The 15,165-nt window shown below is 67.8% G+C and carries 18 protein-coding genes; 9 read left to right on the top strand and 9 right to left on the bottom strand.

What is annotated here, in order from left to right; genetic code table 11:
* Positions 1-23: 23 nt before the first annotated feature.
* From ESD82_RS07225 to ESD82_RS07210, 4 genes are all read left to right on the top strand, one after another.
* Positions 24-449, top strand: coding sequence for a PTS sugar transporter subunit IIA (locus tag ESD82_RS07225; protein ID WP_024843642.1), 426 nt, complete (start codon positions 24-26; stop codon positions 447-449).
* A complete protein-coding gene (locus tag ESD82_RS07220) occupies positions 446-736 on the top strand; it encodes an HPr family phosphocarrier protein (protein WP_024843641.1) in 291 nt (96 codons plus the stop codon). Before ESD82_RS07225 ends, ESD82_RS07220 begins: the two co-directional genes overlap by 4 nt.
* A 9-nt stretch (positions 737-745) precedes the next feature.
* Entirely contained in the window at positions 746-1,357 is a 612-nt protein-coding gene (locus ESD82_RS07215) for a TetR/AcrR family transcriptional regulator (protein WP_024843640.1), read from the top strand.
* A 98-nt stretch (positions 1,358-1,455) separates the two neighbouring features.
* On the top strand, positions 1,456-1,899 hold the full coding sequence (locus tag ESD82_RS07210; RefSeq protein WP_024843639.1) for a DUF2852 domain-containing protein: 444 nt from the start codon (positions 1,456-1,458) through the stop codon (positions 1,897-1,899).
* 33 nt (positions 1,900-1,932) lie between these two features.
* On the opposite strand, the gene ESD82_RS07205 is transcribed toward ESD82_RS07210, so the two are convergent.
* The 5 genes from ESD82_RS07205 to ESD82_RS07185 are packed head-to-tail and all read right to left on the bottom strand — an operon-like array spanning position 1,933 to position 6,241.
* A complete protein-coding gene (locus tag ESD82_RS07205; protein WP_024843638.1) occupies positions 1,933-3,312 on the bottom strand; it encodes a glutamate--cysteine ligase in 1,380 nt (459 codons plus the stop codon).
* A gap of 50 nt (positions 3,313-3,362) precedes the next feature.
* Positions 3,363-3,878, bottom strand: coding sequence for a hypothetical protein (locus ESD82_RS07200; RefSeq protein ID WP_028709970.1), 516 nt, complete (start codon positions 3,876-3,878; stop codon positions 3,363-3,365).
* Entirely contained in the window at positions 3,878-4,294 is a 417-nt protein-coding gene (locus ESD82_RS07195; protein WP_147428670.1) for a GNAT family N-acetyltransferase, read from the bottom strand. Before ESD82_RS07195 ends, ESD82_RS07200 begins: the two co-directional genes overlap by 1 nt.
* On the bottom strand, positions 4,291-5,439 hold the full coding sequence (dapE, locus tag ESD82_RS07190; protein WP_147428672.1) for a succinyl-diaminopimelate desuccinylase: 1,149 nt from the start codon (positions 5,437-5,439) through the stop codon (positions 4,291-4,293). The genes ESD82_RS07195 and dapE overlap by 4 nt, the downstream gene beginning before the upstream one ends.
* 28 nt (positions 5,440-5,467) lie before the next feature.
* Complete coding sequence (locus ESD82_RS07185; RefSeq protein ID WP_147428673.1) at positions 5,468-6,241, bottom strand: sulfite exporter TauE/SafE family protein; 774 nt, start codon at positions 6,239-6,241, stop codon at positions 5,468-5,470.
* 155 nt (positions 6,242-6,396) lie between these two features.
* Here ESD82_RS07185 and ESD82_RS07180 point away from each other — a divergent pair, with 155 nt between their 5' ends.
* The 3 genes from ESD82_RS07180 (at position 6,397) to ESD82_RS07170 (ending at position 8,958) form a co-directional block, all read left to right on the top strand.
* On the top strand, positions 6,397-8,052 hold the full coding sequence (locus ESD82_RS07180; protein WP_147428674.1) for an acyl-CoA dehydrogenase family protein: 1,656 nt from the start codon (positions 6,397-6,399) through the stop codon (positions 8,050-8,052).
* Positions 8,053-8,129: 77 nt separating this feature from the next.
* Positions 8,130-8,549: an META domain-containing protein gene (locus ESD82_RS07175; RefSeq protein WP_147428676.1), complete on the top strand. Its 420-nt coding sequence runs from the start codon at positions 8,130-8,132 to the stop codon at positions 8,547-8,549.
* A 37-nt stretch (positions 8,550-8,586) separates the two neighbouring features.
* Entirely contained in the window at positions 8,587-8,958 is a 372-nt protein-coding gene (locus tag ESD82_RS07170) for an META domain-containing protein (protein WP_244314470.1), read from the top strand.
* Here ESD82_RS07170 and recO read toward each other — a convergent pair.
* Positions 8,927-9,655 (bottom strand): DNA repair protein RecO, encoded by a 729-nt coding sequence (gene recO, locus ESD82_RS07165; RefSeq protein WP_024845461.1) that lies wholly within the window; start codon positions 9,653-9,655, stop codon positions 8,927-8,929. The genes ESD82_RS07170 and recO overlap by 32 nt on opposite strands.
* 63 nt (positions 9,656-9,718) lie before the next feature.
* On the opposite strand from recO, the gene ade reads away from it, so the two are divergent.
* Positions 9,719-11,494: an adenine deaminase gene (gene ade / locus ESD82_RS07160; protein WP_024845462.1), complete on the top strand. Its 1,776-nt coding sequence runs from the start codon at positions 9,719-9,721 to the stop codon at positions 11,492-11,494.
* A gap of 111 nt (positions 11,495-11,605) precedes the next feature.
* Here the strand turns inward: ade and ESD82_RS07155 are convergent, their stop codons facing one another.
* Genes ESD82_RS07155 through ESD82_RS07150 form a run of 3 tightly spaced genes read right to left on the bottom strand, consistent with a single transcriptional unit; the run spans position 11,606 to position 13,931 of the window.
* Complete coding sequence (locus ESD82_RS07155) at positions 11,606-11,944, bottom strand: hypothetical protein (protein ID WP_147428678.1); 339 nt, start codon at positions 11,942-11,944, stop codon at positions 11,606-11,608.
* Complete coding sequence (locus tag ESD82_RS22445; RefSeq protein WP_256233525.1) at positions 11,944-12,078, bottom strand: hypothetical protein; 135 nt, start codon at positions 12,076-12,078, stop codon at positions 11,944-11,946. Before ESD82_RS22445 ends, ESD82_RS07155 begins: the two co-directional genes overlap by 1 nt.
* On the bottom strand, positions 12,075-13,931 hold the full coding sequence (locus tag ESD82_RS07150; protein ID WP_147428679.1) for an extracellular solute-binding protein: 1,857 nt from the start codon (positions 13,929-13,931) through the stop codon (positions 12,075-12,077). Before ESD82_RS07150 ends, ESD82_RS22445 begins: the two co-directional genes overlap by 4 nt.
* Before the next feature lie 396 nt (positions 13,932-14,327).
* On the opposite strand from ESD82_RS07150, the gene ESD82_RS07145 reads away from it, so the two are divergent.
* Positions 14,328-15,110 (top strand): 3-hydroxybutyrate dehydrogenase, encoded by a 783-nt coding sequence (locus ESD82_RS07145; RefSeq protein WP_024845465.1) that lies wholly within the window; start codon positions 14,328-14,330, stop codon positions 15,108-15,110.
* Positions 15,111-15,165: the final 55 nt, after the last annotated feature.

Here is a 15,165-nt window from a genome sequence, read left to right as displayed (position 1 = left end):
CGGCTGGTGCGTGGTGGGGCGAATTGATCGGGATTGTCATCGTGGCGCATGGCGGGCTGGCCAGGGAATATCTCTCGGCCGTCGAGCATGTGGTGGGACCGCAGACCGGGATCAAGGCCGTGGCGATCGAGGAAAACCATGACCGGGGCGAGAAGCAGGCCGAAATCTGCGCCGCCGCGGATGCGGTGGATGCGGGCGACGGCGTGGTGGTGGTCACGGATCTGTTCGGGGGCTCGCCCTCGAACCTGTCGCTGCTGGCCTGCGCGACGCGGAACCGCTCGATCCTTTACGGGGCGAACCTGCCGATGCTGGTGAAACTGGCCAAATCGCGCAAATTGTCGGTGGCCGATGCGGTGACGCTGGCCAAGGATGCGGGACGCAAGTACATCAACAGCTATGATGTCCTGCCTGCCGATGTGCTTCCCATTCCCAAACGTGCCGCTTCATGAATGACATGACCAACGGGGCCGTCACCCGCGAATTGGCGATCATCAACGAAAAGGGCCTGCATGCGCGGGCCAGCGCCAAGTTCGTCGAGACGGTCGAACGTTTCGACGCCCAGGCCACCGTCGAAAAGGACGGCATCAGCGTCTCGGGCGATTCGATCATGGGCCTGCTGATGCTGGCCGCGCCGCGCGGCAGCGCGATTCGCGTCACCACCCGCGGGGCCGAGGCGCGGGAGCTGGCCGATGCGCTGACTGCCCTGGTCGAGGATTACTTCGGCGAAGGCATGTAAGGGCCGGACATGGCCCGCACCTCCTATCACCATGGCAACCTGCGCCAGGCCCTTGTCGAGGCCACGGTGCAGCTGATCGAGGAAAAGGGCCCGCAGGCCTTTACCCTGGCCGAGGCCGCGCGGCTGGCCGGGGTCAGCGCCGCCGCGCCCTATCGCCATTTCGCCGGGCGCGAGGATTTGCTGGAGGAGGTCGCACGCCAGGGTTTCGAGGAATTTGCCGACCGGCTGGAGGCCGCCTTCGACCAGGGCCGCCCGCGCCCGCTGACCGCCTTCCTGCGCATGGGCCAGGAATACCTGGCCTTTGCCGCCCAGCGGCGCGGCTTCTACATGGCCATGTTCGAATCGGGCCTGTCGATCGCCGGCAATGCCGGGCTGTCGCAGGCCTCGGAACGGGCGCGCGGCATCCTGGTGCGCGGGGCCGAGGCGCTGTTCGCGCAATTGCCCGACGGGCGCCGCCCGCCGCCGGGCATGGTCGCCGACCATGTCTGGGCGCTGAGCCATGGCGTGGTCGAGTTGTTCGGCCGCGGCAAGCCCGGCTCGCGCTCGCCCATCTCGGCCGCCGACATGCTGGAAAGTGGGGCCCTGATCTATCTGCGCGGGCTGGGCGTGATCCCCGACTGAATTTTTTCCATGAAAATTTTCGACGCTTCCCTTGAAGCCGGCCGGCCCTGCTCCATCTATGTAAATGTGATTAACATTCACATCGGAAAGGGACCGCAATGAACACTGACATCGCCCCGCGCCCCTCCGTCCTGGACCGGATCGGTGCCGTGCTGGCCGGCATCCGGGACTGGCTGGACGAACGCGGAAAGGGCGCCTGGATCGCCGCCATGATCCTGGCCTTCATCGCCTGCTGGCCCTTGGGCCTTGCCATCCTGGGTTACATGATCTGGAGCAAACGCATGTTTTCCTGCCGCCACCGCCATCATCATCACCGCCACGGCCACAGCCATGGCCGCGGATATGCGGCGCCGACCGGCAATACCGCCTTCGACGCCTATCGCGAGGAAACGCTGAAGCGGCTGGAGGACGAGCATCGCGAGTTCCTCGACTTCCTGCAAAAGCTGCGCGAGGCCAAGGACAAGGCCGAGTTCGACCAGTTCATGCAAAGCCGCAAGGAACCGGATCAGCCGCAGGCTGCAAGGATCGAGCCGCAGGCGTGATGCGAAAAGGGCCGGGGATCACCCGGCCCTGCTTCAATAGGAATATTCGGCATAGATCCGGTTCAGGTCGCCCGCCCATTCGCCGTGGTATTTCCCCAGCAGCTCGTCGGCCGGCACCCTGCCGGTCTCGACGCTTTCCTTCAGCGTGTTCAGGAAATGCGTCTCGTCCGGGACCAGCCCGCCCGAGCCGGTCCGCGCCCGCGCCTTGAGCCCGGCCTCGGAAATCGCCAGCACCTCGCGTGCCAGATCGCGCATCTTCATGCCGTCCACCTCGGCATCCAGCGCCCGCAGGCCCGCGCCCTGCCGCCAGGATTCGCGCGTCTCGGCGTCCCAGCCCTTGACCAGATCCCAAGCCGCATCCAGCGCCGAGGCGTCGTATAGCAGCCCGACCCACAGCGCCGGCAGGGCGCAGAGCCGTCGCCAGGGGCCGCCGTCGGCGCCGCGCATCTCGATGAATTTCTTGACCCGCGCCTCGGGGAAAACCGTGGTCAGGTGGTCGGCCCAATCCGACAGCGTCGGGATCTCGCCCGGCAGCGCCGGCAGGCGGCCGGCCAGGAAATCGCGGAAGCTCTGCCCCAGCGCGTCGATGTATTTGCCGTCGCGATAGACGAAATACATCGGCACATCGAGCACGTAATCGACCCAAGCCTTGTAGCCGAACCCGTCCTCGAAGGCAAAGGGCAGCATGCCGGTCCGCGCGGCGTCGAGGTTCTGCCAGATATGCGCGCGCCAGCTTTTCCAGCCGTTCGGCTTGCCGTCGAGGAAGGGCGAATTGGCGAAAAGCGCATTCGCCACCGGCTGCAGCGCCAGCGCCACGCGCAGCTTCTGCACCATGTCGGCTTCCGAGGCGAAGTCCAGGTTCACCTGCACCGTGCAGGTGCGATACATCATCTGCGTGCCCAGCGTGCCGACCCGGCCCATGTAATCGGTCATCAGCCGGTAGCGCCCCTTGGGCATCATCGGCATCTGCTCCTGTGTCCAGACCGGCGCGGCGCCCAGGCCGATGAAGCCTGCACCCAGATCGTCGGCGACGGCCCTGACCTCGGCCAGGTGCTGGTTCACCTCGTCGCAGGTCTGGTGGATGGTCTCCAGCGGCGCGCCGGACAGTTCCAGTTGTCCGCCCGGCTCCAGGCTGACATTGGCGCCGTCGCGTTCCAGCCCGATGATATGGCCGGCCTCCAGCACCGGGGTCCAGCCGAAGCGGGCCTGCAATCCCTCCAGCATGGCCTTGACCGAGGGTTGGCCGGGCGCGGCCTCGTAGGGCAGGGGCATCAGGTCGGCATGGCGATAGCCGAATTTCTCGTGCTCGGTGCCGATCCGCCAGCTTTCCCGCGGCTTTTCGCCCGAGGCGATGTATTCGACCAGTTGTTCGGGACGCTCGATCGGGCCGCCGCCCTGTTGGGGAATGGACATCGGTGGCCTTTCGTTTGCCTTTGCCCGTCACAGGTGGCAAGGCGGGCGGCTCAAGTCAAGCGGGCGCGGACCGGCCTCGTCCAAACGGTCTGGATCGTCGGCGCATCCGGCGCCAAGGCCGAGGCGAGGCGCCCCATCTCGATCCCCGGCAGCGTGGCGAAGGCGCCGGCCAGCCGCTCGGCCCCCGCCGCATCGACCGGGATCAGCAGCGCCTGGCCGTCGCCGCTTTTCAGCCGCCAGTGCCGGCGGCCGTTCAGTCGCATCAGCCGGATCTCGGCCAGCTCGCGCAGCGCGATCTCGCCGCCCAGCAGCCGGTTGGGCGACAGGTAGCGGATCGCGCCCTCGTCCAGCTCGACCATGCCGGGGCCGAGCGTGTCGTGGCGGAAGCGCATCCGCCGCCGTGCGTCCAGCGCCCAAAGCGCCGAGGCCGCGGCAATGACCGCGCCGATGGGCCACAGGATCCAGCCACCCAGCGAAAACACCCACAGCCCGAACCCGGTCGCGGCCAGCGCGGCGCCGGTTTCGGCCCAGGGGCGCAGCTTTTCGGCCAGTTCCGGGCGGATCATCAAAGCTCCAGCGCCATGTCCCGGTGCGGGATGCCGGCATCGTCGTATTCGGGGCCGTAGGCGGCAAAGCCCAGCCTTTCGTAAAAGCCGATGGCATGGGTCTGGGCGCCCAGCTTGGCGCGGGTGACGCCGGGCATGGCGCGCAATTCCTCAAGCGCCGCGCGGATCAGCGCCGCGCCGACCCCGGTGCCCCGCGCGGATTGCAGCACCGCGACGCGGCCGATCTTGCCGGTCGCGCCCTGGACCAGGATGCGGGCGGTGCCCAGGGCCCGGCCGCTGTCATCCCGCGCCAGCAGGTGGATCGCCTCGCCGTCGCGGCCGTCCCATTCCTCGGCCTCGGGGACGTTCTGCTCGACGATGAAAACTGCGCGGCGGATGGCGCGGCAGGTGTCGAGGTCGGTGGTCTTCTCGATCATGCGAAGTAACGCTCCAGGATGCGGCGATAGATCCGGGCGAGCTGGCGGACCTGATCGGCCGGCACGCGCTCGTCCACCTGATGCATGAAATGCCCCACCAGCCCGAATTCAAGCACCGGGCAATGATCCTTGACGAAACGCGCATCCGAAGTACCGCCCGAGGTGGACAGCACCGGGGTCAGTCCCGTCTCCTCGCGCACCACGCCGGCGACCAGGTCGACGAAGGGGCCGGGCCGGGTCAGGAAGCTTTCGCCCGACACGTCGGTCGAGATGGCGAAATCCACCTTGGTATCGGCCGAGATCGCCGCCGCGCGGGCGCGGATCATCCGGTCGAGGCTCTCCGAGCTATGGGCGTCGTTGAAGCGGATGTTGATCACCGCCCGCGCCTGTTCCGGGATCACGTTCGAGGCCGGGTTGCCGCAATCCACCGTCGTCACCTGCAGGCCCGAGGGGTCGAAATGCTCGGTCCCCTCGTCCAGCGGCGCCTCGGTCAACTCGTAGAGCAGCCGCAGCAGCGCATGCAGCGGGTTGCGGGCGCGATGCGGATAGGCGGCATGGCCCTGGATGCCATGCGCCTCGATCTGCAGGGTCATCGAGCCGCGGCGGCCGATCTTGATCATCTCGCCCATGCGGTCGGGATTCGAGGGCTCGCCGACGATGCAGACATCCATCCGCTCGCCATTGGCTGCCATCCAGTCGAGCAGTGCGCGGGTGCCGTGCTTGCCCGGCCCCTCCTCGTCGCCGGTGATGGCCAGGATCACCGCGCCGTCCGGCGGCGGCGTCTCGGTCACGAAGCCAATGGCGGCTGCGGCGAAGGCCGCTACGCCGGATTTCATGTCGGTGGCGCCGCGGCCCCAGATCCAGCCCTCGGCCTCGTGCCCGGAAAAGGGCGGATGCGTCCAGCTGACCGGATCGCCGGGCGGCACCACGTCGGTATGGCCGTTGAAGCCGAAGGTCCGTGCGCCCTTTGCCCCCCAGCGCGCGAACAGGTTCGGCACCCCCTCGCGGTCGACGCGGTGGCATTCGAAGCCCGCCGCGCCCAGCAGATCGGCCAGCAGCACCAGCGCGCCGCCCTCGTCGGGCGTGACCGAGGCGCAGCGGATCAGCCGGGCGGTCAGTTGGGCGGGATCGGGGATCGTGGTCATGGCGGGCCTTTCGCTTTTGGCTTTCTGGTTACACCGCCGGGCCTGCAAGCTCCAGCGCACGGCGCAGCAGGTTGGCGCCGGTCAGCGCCAGCAGGATCAGCGTCCAGCGCCGGAACCGCGCCGCGTCCAGCCGGTCATGCGCCAGATAGCCCAGCCCCATGCCGACCAGCGCCGGGACGACAAGGATCGCCGAAAACGGCAGGGTCCGGGCGTTCAGCAGCCCCGATTGCAGATGCGAAAGCGTCAGCACCGCCGCGCCGATGAAGAACACCACCCCCTGCACCCGCATCTGCTCCGCCTTGGGCACGTGCAGCGACAAGAGCAGCACCAGCAGCGGCGGCCCCCAGATGCCGGAAATGCCGCCGATCAGCCCGCCGGTCACGCCGGTCGCGATCTCCATGCGGCGGCGGTGATGCACCGGCAGGACCAGGCTGCGCCCCAGGATCTGCCACAGCGCGAAACCCGTGATCGGCAAGCCGATCAGCGCATACATCAGCCATTGCGGCACCCGTGTCGCGAAAAAGGCGCTGACCGGGATGAACAGCACCACCATGCCGACATGCCAGCGCCAGTCCCGCGTCGCCTGCCAGGCCGGGCGCCAGCCGTCGCGCAGGGCCTGGCGGATGTTCGTCACCAGCACCGGCAGGATCACCGCGGCGACCGCCTGCTGCGCGGGCAGAAAGGACCCCAGCGCCGCCAGCATGATCATCGGCATGGCAAAGCCGATGGCGCCCTTCACGAAGCCGGAAAACAGCGTGATCGTGATGGCGGTCCAGAAATGAAAGGGATCGAGGCCGAACATGGCCGCAGGTTGCTGCGCCGAGCCGCCCGCCGCAAGGGCCGTTCGCGCGCAATGAGCGAGACATTTTAGTTCGCATTGTGCCAATATTGCGCATGATAGTTGCGCTGCGGTTGCGAAGCCGTTAGTCATGCTGCAACGCCGCAAAGGAGTCTGCCATGAAGGACATGCCCGCGATGCCAGCCGATACGCCTTCCGCCCTGCTTGCGCTTGCAGGCGAGGCCCTGCCGGAACTCGAATCCCTGCAATCCCGCGCGACCGAGGCCTTGCGCACGCTGGTCGCGCCCTCGGGCAAGCCGCAGCCGGCGCTTCTGGAACAGCACCAGCACGCCGCCCATGCGCTGTCCTGGCTGGCGACCTATGTCGAATCGATTCGCCAACTGACCGGCTGGGCCGGGCGGCTGGCCGAAGCGGGCAAGCTGGGCCGGATCGAGGCGCTGATCCTGCAGATCGGCCTGGGCGAATACCTGAGCCAGATCGCCGGCGGCATCCCGATGAGCCAGACCGAGTTCGCGCGACTCTCGGACCTGGGCCTGGACTGGCAGCCCGGCCAGGCGGCGGCCCAGCTGATGCGCGGCAACACCGCCCCGGCGCGGGCCGAACTGGCGCGGCTGATGCAGGACAACCAGGGCCGCGCCACCTTTGGCGCCACCGGGCTCGACGAGGATCTGGAGATGATCCGCGACCAGTTCCGCCGCTATGCCGAGGAACGGGTGATCCCCAACGCTCATGAATGGCACCTGAAAGACCAGTTGATCCCGATGGAGATCATCGAGGAACTGGCCGAGCTGGGCGTCTTTGGCCTGACCATCCCCGAAGAATTCGGGGGCTTGGGCCTCTCGAAGGCGTCGATGGTGGTCGTGACCGAGGAGCTGTCGCGCGGCTATATCGGCGTGGGCTCGCTGGGCACGCGCAGCGAGATCGCGGCCGAGCTGATTCTGTGCGGCGGCACCGAGGAGCAGAAGACGAAATGGCTGCCGAAGCTCGCCTCGGGCGAGATCCTGTCGACGGCGGTCTTTACCGAGCCGAATACCGGCAGCGACCTGGGCAGCCTGCGCACGCGGGCGGTCAGGGACGGCGAGGATTGGGTCGTCACCGGCAACAAGACCTGGATCACCCATGCGCAGCGCACCCATGTCATGACGCTGCTGGCGCGCACCGATCCCGAGACGACGGATTGGCGCGGGCTGTCGATGTTCCTGGCCGAGAAGATCCCCGGCACCGACGACGATCCCTTCCCGACCCCCGGCATGACCGGCGGCGAGATCGAGGTCTTGGGCTATCGCGGCATGAAGGAATACGAGCTCGGCTTCGACGGTTTCCGGGTGAAGGCCGAGAATCTGCTGGGCGGCGAGCCGGGGCGCGGTTTCAAGCAGTTGATGGAGACCTTTGAATCGGCGCGCATCCAGACCGCCGCCCGTGCCGTGGGCGTGGCGCAATCGGCGGCCGAGATCGGCATGCGCTATGCCATCGACCGCAAGCAGTTTGGCAAGTCGCTGATTGAATTCCCGCGCGTCGCCGACAAGCTGGCGATGATGGCGGTCGAGATCATGATCGCCCGGCAGCTGACCTATTTCAGCGCCTGGGAAAAGGACCACGGCCGGCGCTGCGACCTCGAGGCCGGGATGGCCAAGCTGCTCGGCGCCCGCGTTGCCTGGGCGGCGGCGGACAATGCCTTGCAGATCCACGGCGGCAACGGCTTTGCGCTGGAATACGCCATCAGCCGCGTTCTGTGCGATGCACGCATCCTCAACATCTTCGAGGGCGCGGCCGAGATCCAGGCCCAGGTTATTGCACGCAGGCTACTGGACTAGGATGAAATTCCGGCCCCTGCTGGACAGCGGGGGCGGTTCGGGCATTATGGCAGCAACGCGACATAACGGAGCTGCCCATGACCCGCATCCCGATGATTTCCGTGGCCTTCGCCGCCACGCTCGGCCTTGCTGCCTGCGAGCCCGCCACGCCCGACGTGCCGGGCTCGACCATTCCGACCGGCCCCTATGTGCTGGTCGGCATCGGTTCCGACACCGTGCCGCAGCGCAATGTCGGCATGACCATCGAGGCGGATGGCTCGATCTCGGGGCAGGCGCCCTGCAACCATTACTCAGCCAAGCAGAACGCCGAGCCGCCGGCCTTTTCGCTGGGGCCGCTGACCACGACGGAAATGGCCTGCAGCGGGCTGGCCGGCCGGCTTGAGACGCGCTATTTCCAGGCGCTGTCGGCGGCCGATGGCATCACCTTCGAGGGCGGCGTGCTGACCATCAAGGGGCCGACCTACCTGACCTATGAGCCGGGCTATCGCAAGGAATGATCCCCAAGCCGGAAGGAGGCAAATCATACGGAAACTGATGCTGGCGCTGTCCCTGGGATTGGCCGCCTGTGGTGCGGAACCGGACGCCGCCGCGCAGATCCCCGGCGAATATACGTTGATCGCGGTGGAGGGTGTCGAGGTTTCGGGCACGCCCACCCTGCGCATCGCCGAGGACGGCGCGGTCTCGGGGCAGGGGCCCTGCAACCTGTTCACCGGCCGCAACAACGCGACATTGCCGGCGCTGGACCTGGGCGCGTTGGCCACGACGCGCCGCGCCTGCCTGCAAGAAGGCGGCGAACATGCGTTCTTCCAGGCGCTCGGCGCGGTGCGCGAGGCCAGGCGCGAGGGCGAGGAACTGGTGATGACCGGCCCGGACGTCACGATCCGCTGGCGGGCCGCGGCGCAGTAAGCCGGGCGACCAGCCGGGCGCGTGCGGGCGGCAGGGGCTTGCCCGCATGGCTCTCGGCCAGCCGCGCTTGCAGGAAATGCCCGGTCAGGGCCAGCGCGTCCTCGATCCCGCCATTGCCGCGCCCGCCCAGCATGGCGGGCAGCGGCAAGAGCCGCGGTGCCCAATCCCCTGCCGCCTGGGCCGAAACCGCCCGGCCCGAGCGCGGGCTGACATAGGCCAGCCCCTCGCGCGATCCCGTCACCGCGCAGCGGGTCAGGTCCAGCCCGAAGCCCAGCTCGTCCAGAAGCCGCATCTCCCAGCGCAGATAGGCCTCGGCCCAGTCCCCGCCCGCGTCCATCAGGTCCAGGAGCGCCTCGGTCGCGGCGGCCAGGCGGGGATGGGGGTCGCGCTCGGGCAGGGCAAAGGTCAGAAGCGCGGTGACGGCGTTCACCCCGGCCAGCGCATCGGCCCCGGCCAGCAGGCCGGGCCGCGCCCGCGCCGGCTCGACGGCAAAGGTGCCCAGCTGATCCTCCAGCCGCGCCCGCCAGCGCAGGCTGACCCGGTTGCCCGGCTGCAGCATGGCGGCCCGCCTGGCGCTGGCCCCGCCCGGCACCAACCCGCGCAGCAACCCCGCCTCTTGTGTCAGCACGGTCAGGATCGCGGCGCTTTCGCCGTGCCTTTGCCGCGCCATCACGCTGGCCTCGCCGCTCCATTCCATCGCGCCGCCTTTCCTTTCGCGCCACCCTGCCGCAATCTGGGGGCAACGGACAAGGAGGCAGGCATGTTGAAACCGTGGATCGAGGCGCAGGCGCGGCTGGTCGAGGTGGCGGCGGGGCGGGCGCCCGCCGATCTGGTCATCCGGGGCGGGCAATGGGTCAATGTCCACAGCCGCGAGGTGATCCCCGGCATCGACGTGGCCGTGGCGGACGGCCGGGTGGCCTATGTCGGGCCGGATGCCGGGCCGTCCGTGGGGCCCGACACGCAGGTGATCGAGGCCGAGGGCCGCTACATGGTTCCCGGCCTGATCGACGCGCATATGCATGTCGAATCGGGGATGCTGACGCCCGCGGGCTTTGCCGCCGCAGTGATCCCGCATGGCACCACGACCATCTTCCACGACCCGCACGAGATCGCCAATGTGCTGGGCCTCGAAGGCGTGCGGCTGATGCGCGACGAATCGCTGCTCCAGCCGATCAGCATGTTCACGCAGATGCCCAGCTGCGCGCCCTCGGCGCCCGGTCTGGAAACCACCGGCCAGCCGATCACCGAGGGCGAGGTGGCGCAGGCCATGGGCTGGGAGGGCATCGTCGGCCTGGGCGAGATGATGAACTTTCCCGGCGTTGCCGCCGGCGACCGGCAGATGCTGGCCGAGATCGCCGCCACCCGCGCCGCCGGCAAGACGGTGGGTGGGCATTACGCCAGCCCCGACCTGGGCCGGCCCTTCCACGCCTATGTCGCCGGCGGCGCCAATGACGACCACGAGACCACGACCGAGGCGCAGGGCATCGCCCGCGTGCGCCAGGGCATGGGCTGCATGATGCGGCTGGGCTCGGCCTGGTATGACGTGGAAAGCCAGATCACCGCGATCACCGAAAAGGGGCTCGACCCGCGCTTCTTCATCCTGTGTACCGATGACAGCCATTCCGGCACGCTGGTCCATGACGGGCACATGAATCGGGTGGTGCGCCATGCCATCGACTGCGGCTGCGACCCGCTGGTGGCGATCCAGATGGCGACGATCAACGCGGCGCAGCATTTCGGGCTGGAGCGCGAGCTGGGCAGCATCACGCCGGGGCGGCGGGCGGACGTGATCCTGGCCTCGGACCTGCGCAGCCTGCCCATCGAGGCGGTGATCGCGCAGGGGCGGCTGGTCGCCGAAGGCGGCAAGCTGCTGGTCGATTGCCCGCGCATCGCCTGGCCCGATGAGGCGCGCAATTCGGTGCATCTGGGGCGCAGCCTTGCCGGGGCGGATTTCGCCCTGCGCGCCATGGGCGACAGCGCGCGGGTGCGGGTGATCGGCGTGGTCGAGAACCAGGCCCCGACCCGCGCGCTGACCGCCGATCTGCCGATCCGCGACGGCGTGATCGAGGCCGAGGGCGAGACCTGCCATATCGCGCTGGTCGAACGCCACCGGGCGACGGGCGGCGTGGTGAACGGCTTCGTCTCGGGCTTCGGCTATCGGGGCCGGATGGCGGTGGCCTCGACCGTGGCGCATGACAGCCATCACATGATCGTCGTCGGCACGGATCGCGACAGCATGGCGGCGGCGGCGAACCATCTGGGCCGGATCGGCGGCGGCGTCACCGTGTTCCGCGACGGTGCAGAACTGGCGACCGTGGCGCTGCCCATCGCCGGGCTGATGTCCGACCGCCCGGCCGAGGAGGTGGCCGAGGCCGCGCAGGGGATCGTCAGGGCGATGCAGGATTGCGGCTGCCGGCTCAACAACGCCTATATGCAGCATTCGCTGCTGGCGCTGGTGGTGATCCCCGAACTGCGCATCTCGGATCTGGGCATCGTCGACGTGACCCGGTTCGAACTGGTCGATCTGCTGGTCTAGCCGTCCGCCGCCAGGGCCGAGCGACCCGGGCTCCGGCCCGGAATCGCCGGCCCGCCCCGGTCCTGCACGGCGGCGCGGCGCCGGGCGCAGGATCGCCCCGTTTCCTTCGCGTCAGTCGCCGTCGTCGGGCACTTCGTCGTCATCGCCGAAACGGGCGTCGTCGTCATATTCGTCCTCGCCCTCGCCGACATATTTCGAGGACAGCTTGATCGAGTGATTGTCGTGGATCGGGTCCATGACGATGTCCGCGGGAATCTCGCCCGCCAGCCATTCGCGGATCTCGTCCTTGGTCTCGTCGACCTCCTGGCCGGTCACCTCGGCGATATAGGCGATGAAGGCGCGCTGGTCGCCGTCGATCTCCTCGAGGTCGCTTTCATCGGCCGCAGGCCATTTCTCGACGATGGCCTCGAAGAAGGCGGGCCAGTTGTCGCGGACGTGAACCCATTTCATCAGTAGCCTCCTCCGCCCAGGCCGCCCTGCACCAGGCGCGAGGCGCCGGTGATGTCCTCGCCCACGCCGGCCACGGTATTGCACGCGGCGAGCGCAAGGACGGCCAGGATGGCTGCGATCCGACTGAATTTCATTTTCTTTCCTCCTGCCACCAGGTTTCTGGCATGAAGCCGGGCCAGTCACCGTAAAGCGGCGTGTTTTCAGGATAATCCAGGTCGGCACGATGGGCCAAGCGGGAAATCCGTGAATAGCTGACCGGGATGACATAGCGTCCGGCGGTTAAGATTCGGTCAAGGGCCCTGACCGCTGCGACGAAATCCTCATGCGTGCGGGCATGACCCATCTCGGCGATCATCGTCTCGGCGGCGGGGCTGTCCATGCCCATCCAGTTGCGGCTGCCCGGCTTGGCCACGCCCTCGCGGCCCCAGTAGAGCCGCTGCTCGTTGCCGGGCGACAGCGACAGCCCGCGTTCATACCAGGTCATGTCGAACTGGTAATTGTTCGTCCGCTCGACATATTGCGCGGCATCGAGCTGCGTCACCGTGGGCCGGATGCCCAGGTTGCGCAGCGATTGCACGAAGATGTCGACGATCTGCCGCATCTCGGCGCTGGTGCGCATGGCGCTGCCGGACTGGTTCAGCAGGATCTCGAAGCTGAAGGGGCGGCCTTCCGCATCGCGCAGCTCGCCCTCCTGCACGGTCCAGCCGGCCTCGCCCAGCAGGTCCAGCGCGGCGCGGATGCCCTTGCGGTCGATGGCGCGCTCGCCGCCCTCGGGCAGGGCATAGCCCTCGATGGTGCCGGGCGGCAGCTGGTCGGCAAAGGGCGCCAGCAGTTCGGCCTCGCGCCCGGTGGCGGGGCCGGGCTGCATCGCCAGGTCGGAATTGGCGAAATAGCTGGTGATCCGCGGATCCTTGCCGCCGGTCAGCGTCATGTTGATGAAGCGATAGTTGAAGGCCTCGATCATCGCCTGCCGCACCCGCCAGTCGGCGAACAGCGGGTTGCGGGTGTTCATCACCAGCCCCATGATCCCCGAGGGGCGGCCATGCGCGATCTCGGATTTCACCATCCGGCCTTCGCGCATGGCGGGAAAGTCGAAATTGCGTTCCCAGCGTGCGGCGACCAGTTCGCGCCAGACGTCGATCTCGCCGGCCTTGAACGCCTCGAACATGGCCGAGGCATCGCCGAAATAGTCATAGCGGATCACGTCGAAATTATGCAGCCCGCGGCTGACCGCCAGGTCGCGGCCCCAATAGTCCGGGTTGCGGCGGAAGGTGATGGCGCGGCCCGGATCGACCTTGTCGATGACATAGGGGCCCGAGCCGATGGGCACCATCAGGCTGGACCGGCCGAAATCGCGCCCCTGCCATTGCGCCTTCTTCAGGATCGGCCGCATGCCCATCAGCATGGAAAGCTCGCGGTCGGCGGCGTTGAAGGTGAAGCGGACCGAGCGCGGGCCGGTCTGTTCCATGGTCTCGACCTTGGACCAGACGGCGGTATAGCGCGGATGCCCCTTGGTCCCCAGCACCTCATAGGACCACATCACGTCCTCGATGGTCACGGGCGTGCCGTCCGAGAAGCGCGCCTCGGGGCGCAGGGTGAATTCGACCCATGTCCGGTCGGCATCGGTCTCGACGCTTTCGGCCAGCAGGCCGTAGAGCGTGAAGGGCTCGTCGATCGAGCGCATCATCAGCGACTCGGCCACCAGACCCGGCTGGGTGAAGATCGGCCAGACCGGGTTGCCCATCAGGATCCAGGGGTTGAGCGAATCGAAGGTGCCCGTCTCGGCCAGGCGAATCGTGCCGCCCTTGGGCGCTTGCGGGTTGGCATAGGGCAGGTGGGTGAAGCCCGCCGGCAGCGCAGGTTCTCCATACATTGCAATGGCATGCCGGGGCTCGGCAAGGCTTGCCAGCGGCATGGATGCAACACACAGGCACAGGGCGATTCGCCGCCAGATCGCGGATTCGTTAGCAAACTTGAAGAATCGCATGCTCGATGGCCCTGTTTTCCGGGTCGTTGGTCCTGCCTCGGCGCAGATTAACCGTCCGTTCACCTTGAAGCAAACTTACGCCTTGGACTCATGGGGCGAAAAGCGTATAGATAAGGCACTGCTCGATAGGTTTCTTGCCTGTATGAAACCTGCCTCATGACTTGCGCCCGCCTCGTGCGGGCGCTTTTTTCTTGGGGATTCCGCGATCACGCCGCGGCTTTCGGGGCGCGTTTCTGGCGGATGAATCAGGCGCGCAAAAATGTGATCGAAAGCGCCCTTTGCCGGCTGGTTGCGGGCGGCCCCGCGCCTTGCCGGACCACCGGTCTCCGACCTTGTGCGGTGCGGGCTTTTTCCCCATGCTGCGGCGGCAACAGCAACGCAGGCGTGGAGGCAGCGATGTTCCAGAAATTCCTTGGCGGCAAGACGGCGGTGGTGACGGGCTCGAACTCCGGGATCGGGCTTGGCATCGCGCATGAGCTGGCGCGGGCCGGGGCGGATCTGGTGCTGAACAGCTTTACCGACGCGCCCGAGGATCACGCCCTGGCCGAAAGCCTGGCCGCCGAGCATGGCGTCAAGGTCCGTTACATCCAGGCCGACATGTCCAAGGGCGCCGAGTGCCGTGCCCTGATCGAAAGGGCCGGCGCCTGCGACATCCTGGTGAACAACGCCGGCATCCAGCATGTCGCGCCGATCCCGGATTTCCCGGCCGAGAAATGGGACGCGATCATCGCCATCAACCTGAGTTCCGCCTTCCACACCACGGCAGCGGCGCTGCCGCTGATGCGCCAGGCCGGCTGGGGTCGGGTGGTCAACATCGCCTCGGCGCACGGGCTGACGGCCAGCGAATACAAATCGGCCTATGTCGCCGCCAAGCACGGCATCGTCGGCCTGACCAAGGTGACGGCGCTGGAGACCGCGAAGGAGCCGATCACCTGCAACGCCATCTGCCCCGGCTATGTGCTGACGCCCATCGTGGAAAAGCAGATCCCCGACCAGATGAAGACCCACAACCTGAGCCGCGAGGACGTGATCGCCAAGGTCATGCTGCATCGCCAGCCTTCGGGGCAATTCGCCACGGTCGAGCAGATGGGCGGCACCGCGGTCTTCCTGTGCTCGCCGGCGGCGGATCAGATCACCGGGACGACGATCTCCGTCGATGGGGGGTGGACGGCGCTTTGACGGGCCGCTGCTTTAGTCATGGCTCGGCGCGGGTTCTGGAGCAGGATTCACCGTT

The sequence above is a fragment of the Paracoccus pantotrophus genome, from assembly GCF_008824185.1.
GTDB lineage: Bacteria > Pseudomonadota > Alphaproteobacteria > Rhodobacterales > Rhodobacteraceae > Paracoccus > Paracoccus pantotrophus.
Note: the sequence above shows the minus strand (reverse complement) of the source record. Positions and strands in the feature narration are given on the sequence as shown.

What these genes read in the sequence shown, in the direction of transcription:
- ESD82_RS07220 (WP_024843641.1), top strand. Translation starts at nt 446, where the DNA reads ATGAATGACATGACCAACGGGGCCGTCACCCGCGAATTGGCGATCATC.
- ESD82_RS07215 (WP_024843640.1), top strand. Translation starts at nt 746, where the DNA reads ATGGCCCGCACCTCCTATCACCATGGCAACCTGCGCCAGGCCCTTGTC.
- ESD82_RS07210 (WP_024843639.1), top strand. Translation starts at nt 1,456, where the DNA reads ATGAACACTGACATCGCCCCGCGCCCCTCCGTCCTGGACCGGATCGGT.
- ESD82_RS07205 (WP_024843638.1), bottom strand. Translation starts at nt 3,312, where the DNA reads ATGTCCATTCCCCAACAGGGCGGCGGCCCGATCGAGCGTCCCGAACAA.
- ESD82_RS07200 (WP_028709970.1), bottom strand. Translation starts at nt 3,878, where the DNA reads ATGATCCGCCCGGAACTGGCCGAAAAGCTGCGCCCCTGGGCCGAAACC.
- ESD82_RS07195 (WP_147428670.1), bottom strand. Translation starts at nt 4,294, where the DNA reads ATGATCGAGAAGACCACCGACCTCGACACCTGCCGCGCCATCCGCCGC.
- dapE (WP_147428672.1), bottom strand. Translation starts at nt 5,439, where the DNA reads ATGACCACGATCCCCGATCCCGCCCAACTGACCGCCCGGCTGATCCGC.
- ESD82_RS07185 (WP_147428673.1), bottom strand. Translation starts at nt 6,241, where the DNA reads ATGTTCGGCCTCGATCCCTTTCATTTCTGGACCGCCATCACGATCACG.
- ESD82_RS07180 (WP_147428674.1), top strand. Translation starts at nt 6,397, where the DNA reads ATGAAGGACATGCCCGCGATGCCAGCCGATACGCCTTCCGCCCTGCTT.
- ESD82_RS07175 (WP_147428676.1), top strand. Translation starts at nt 8,130, where the DNA reads ATGACCCGCATCCCGATGATTTCCGTGGCCTTCGCCGCCACGCTCGGC.
- ESD82_RS07170 (WP_244314470.1), top strand. Translation starts at nt 8,587, where the DNA reads ATGCTGGCGCTGTCCCTGGGATTGGCCGCCTGTGGTGCGGAACCGGAC.
- recO (WP_024845461.1), bottom strand. Translation starts at nt 9,655, where the DNA reads ATGGAATGGAGCGGCGAGGCCAGCGTGATGGCGCGGCAAAGGCACGGC.
- ade (WP_024845462.1), top strand. Translation starts at nt 9,719, where the DNA reads ATGTTGAAACCGTGGATCGAGGCGCAGGCGCGGCTGGTCGAGGTGGCG.
- ESD82_RS07155 (WP_147428678.1), bottom strand. Translation starts at nt 11,944, where the DNA reads ATGAAATGGGTTCACGTCCGCGACAACTGGCCCGCCTTCTTCGAGGCC.
- ESD82_RS22445 (WP_256233525.1), bottom strand. Translation starts at nt 12,078, where the DNA reads ATGAAATTCAGTCGGATCGCAGCCATCCTGGCCGTCCTTGCGCTCGCC.
- ESD82_RS07150 (WP_147428679.1), bottom strand. Translation starts at nt 13,931, where the DNA reads ATGCGATTCTTCAAGTTTGCTAACGAATCCGCGATCTGGCGGCGAATC.
- ESD82_RS07145 (WP_024845465.1), top strand. Translation starts at nt 14,328, where the DNA reads ATGTTCCAGAAATTCCTTGGCGGCAAGACGGCGGTGGTGACGGGCTCG.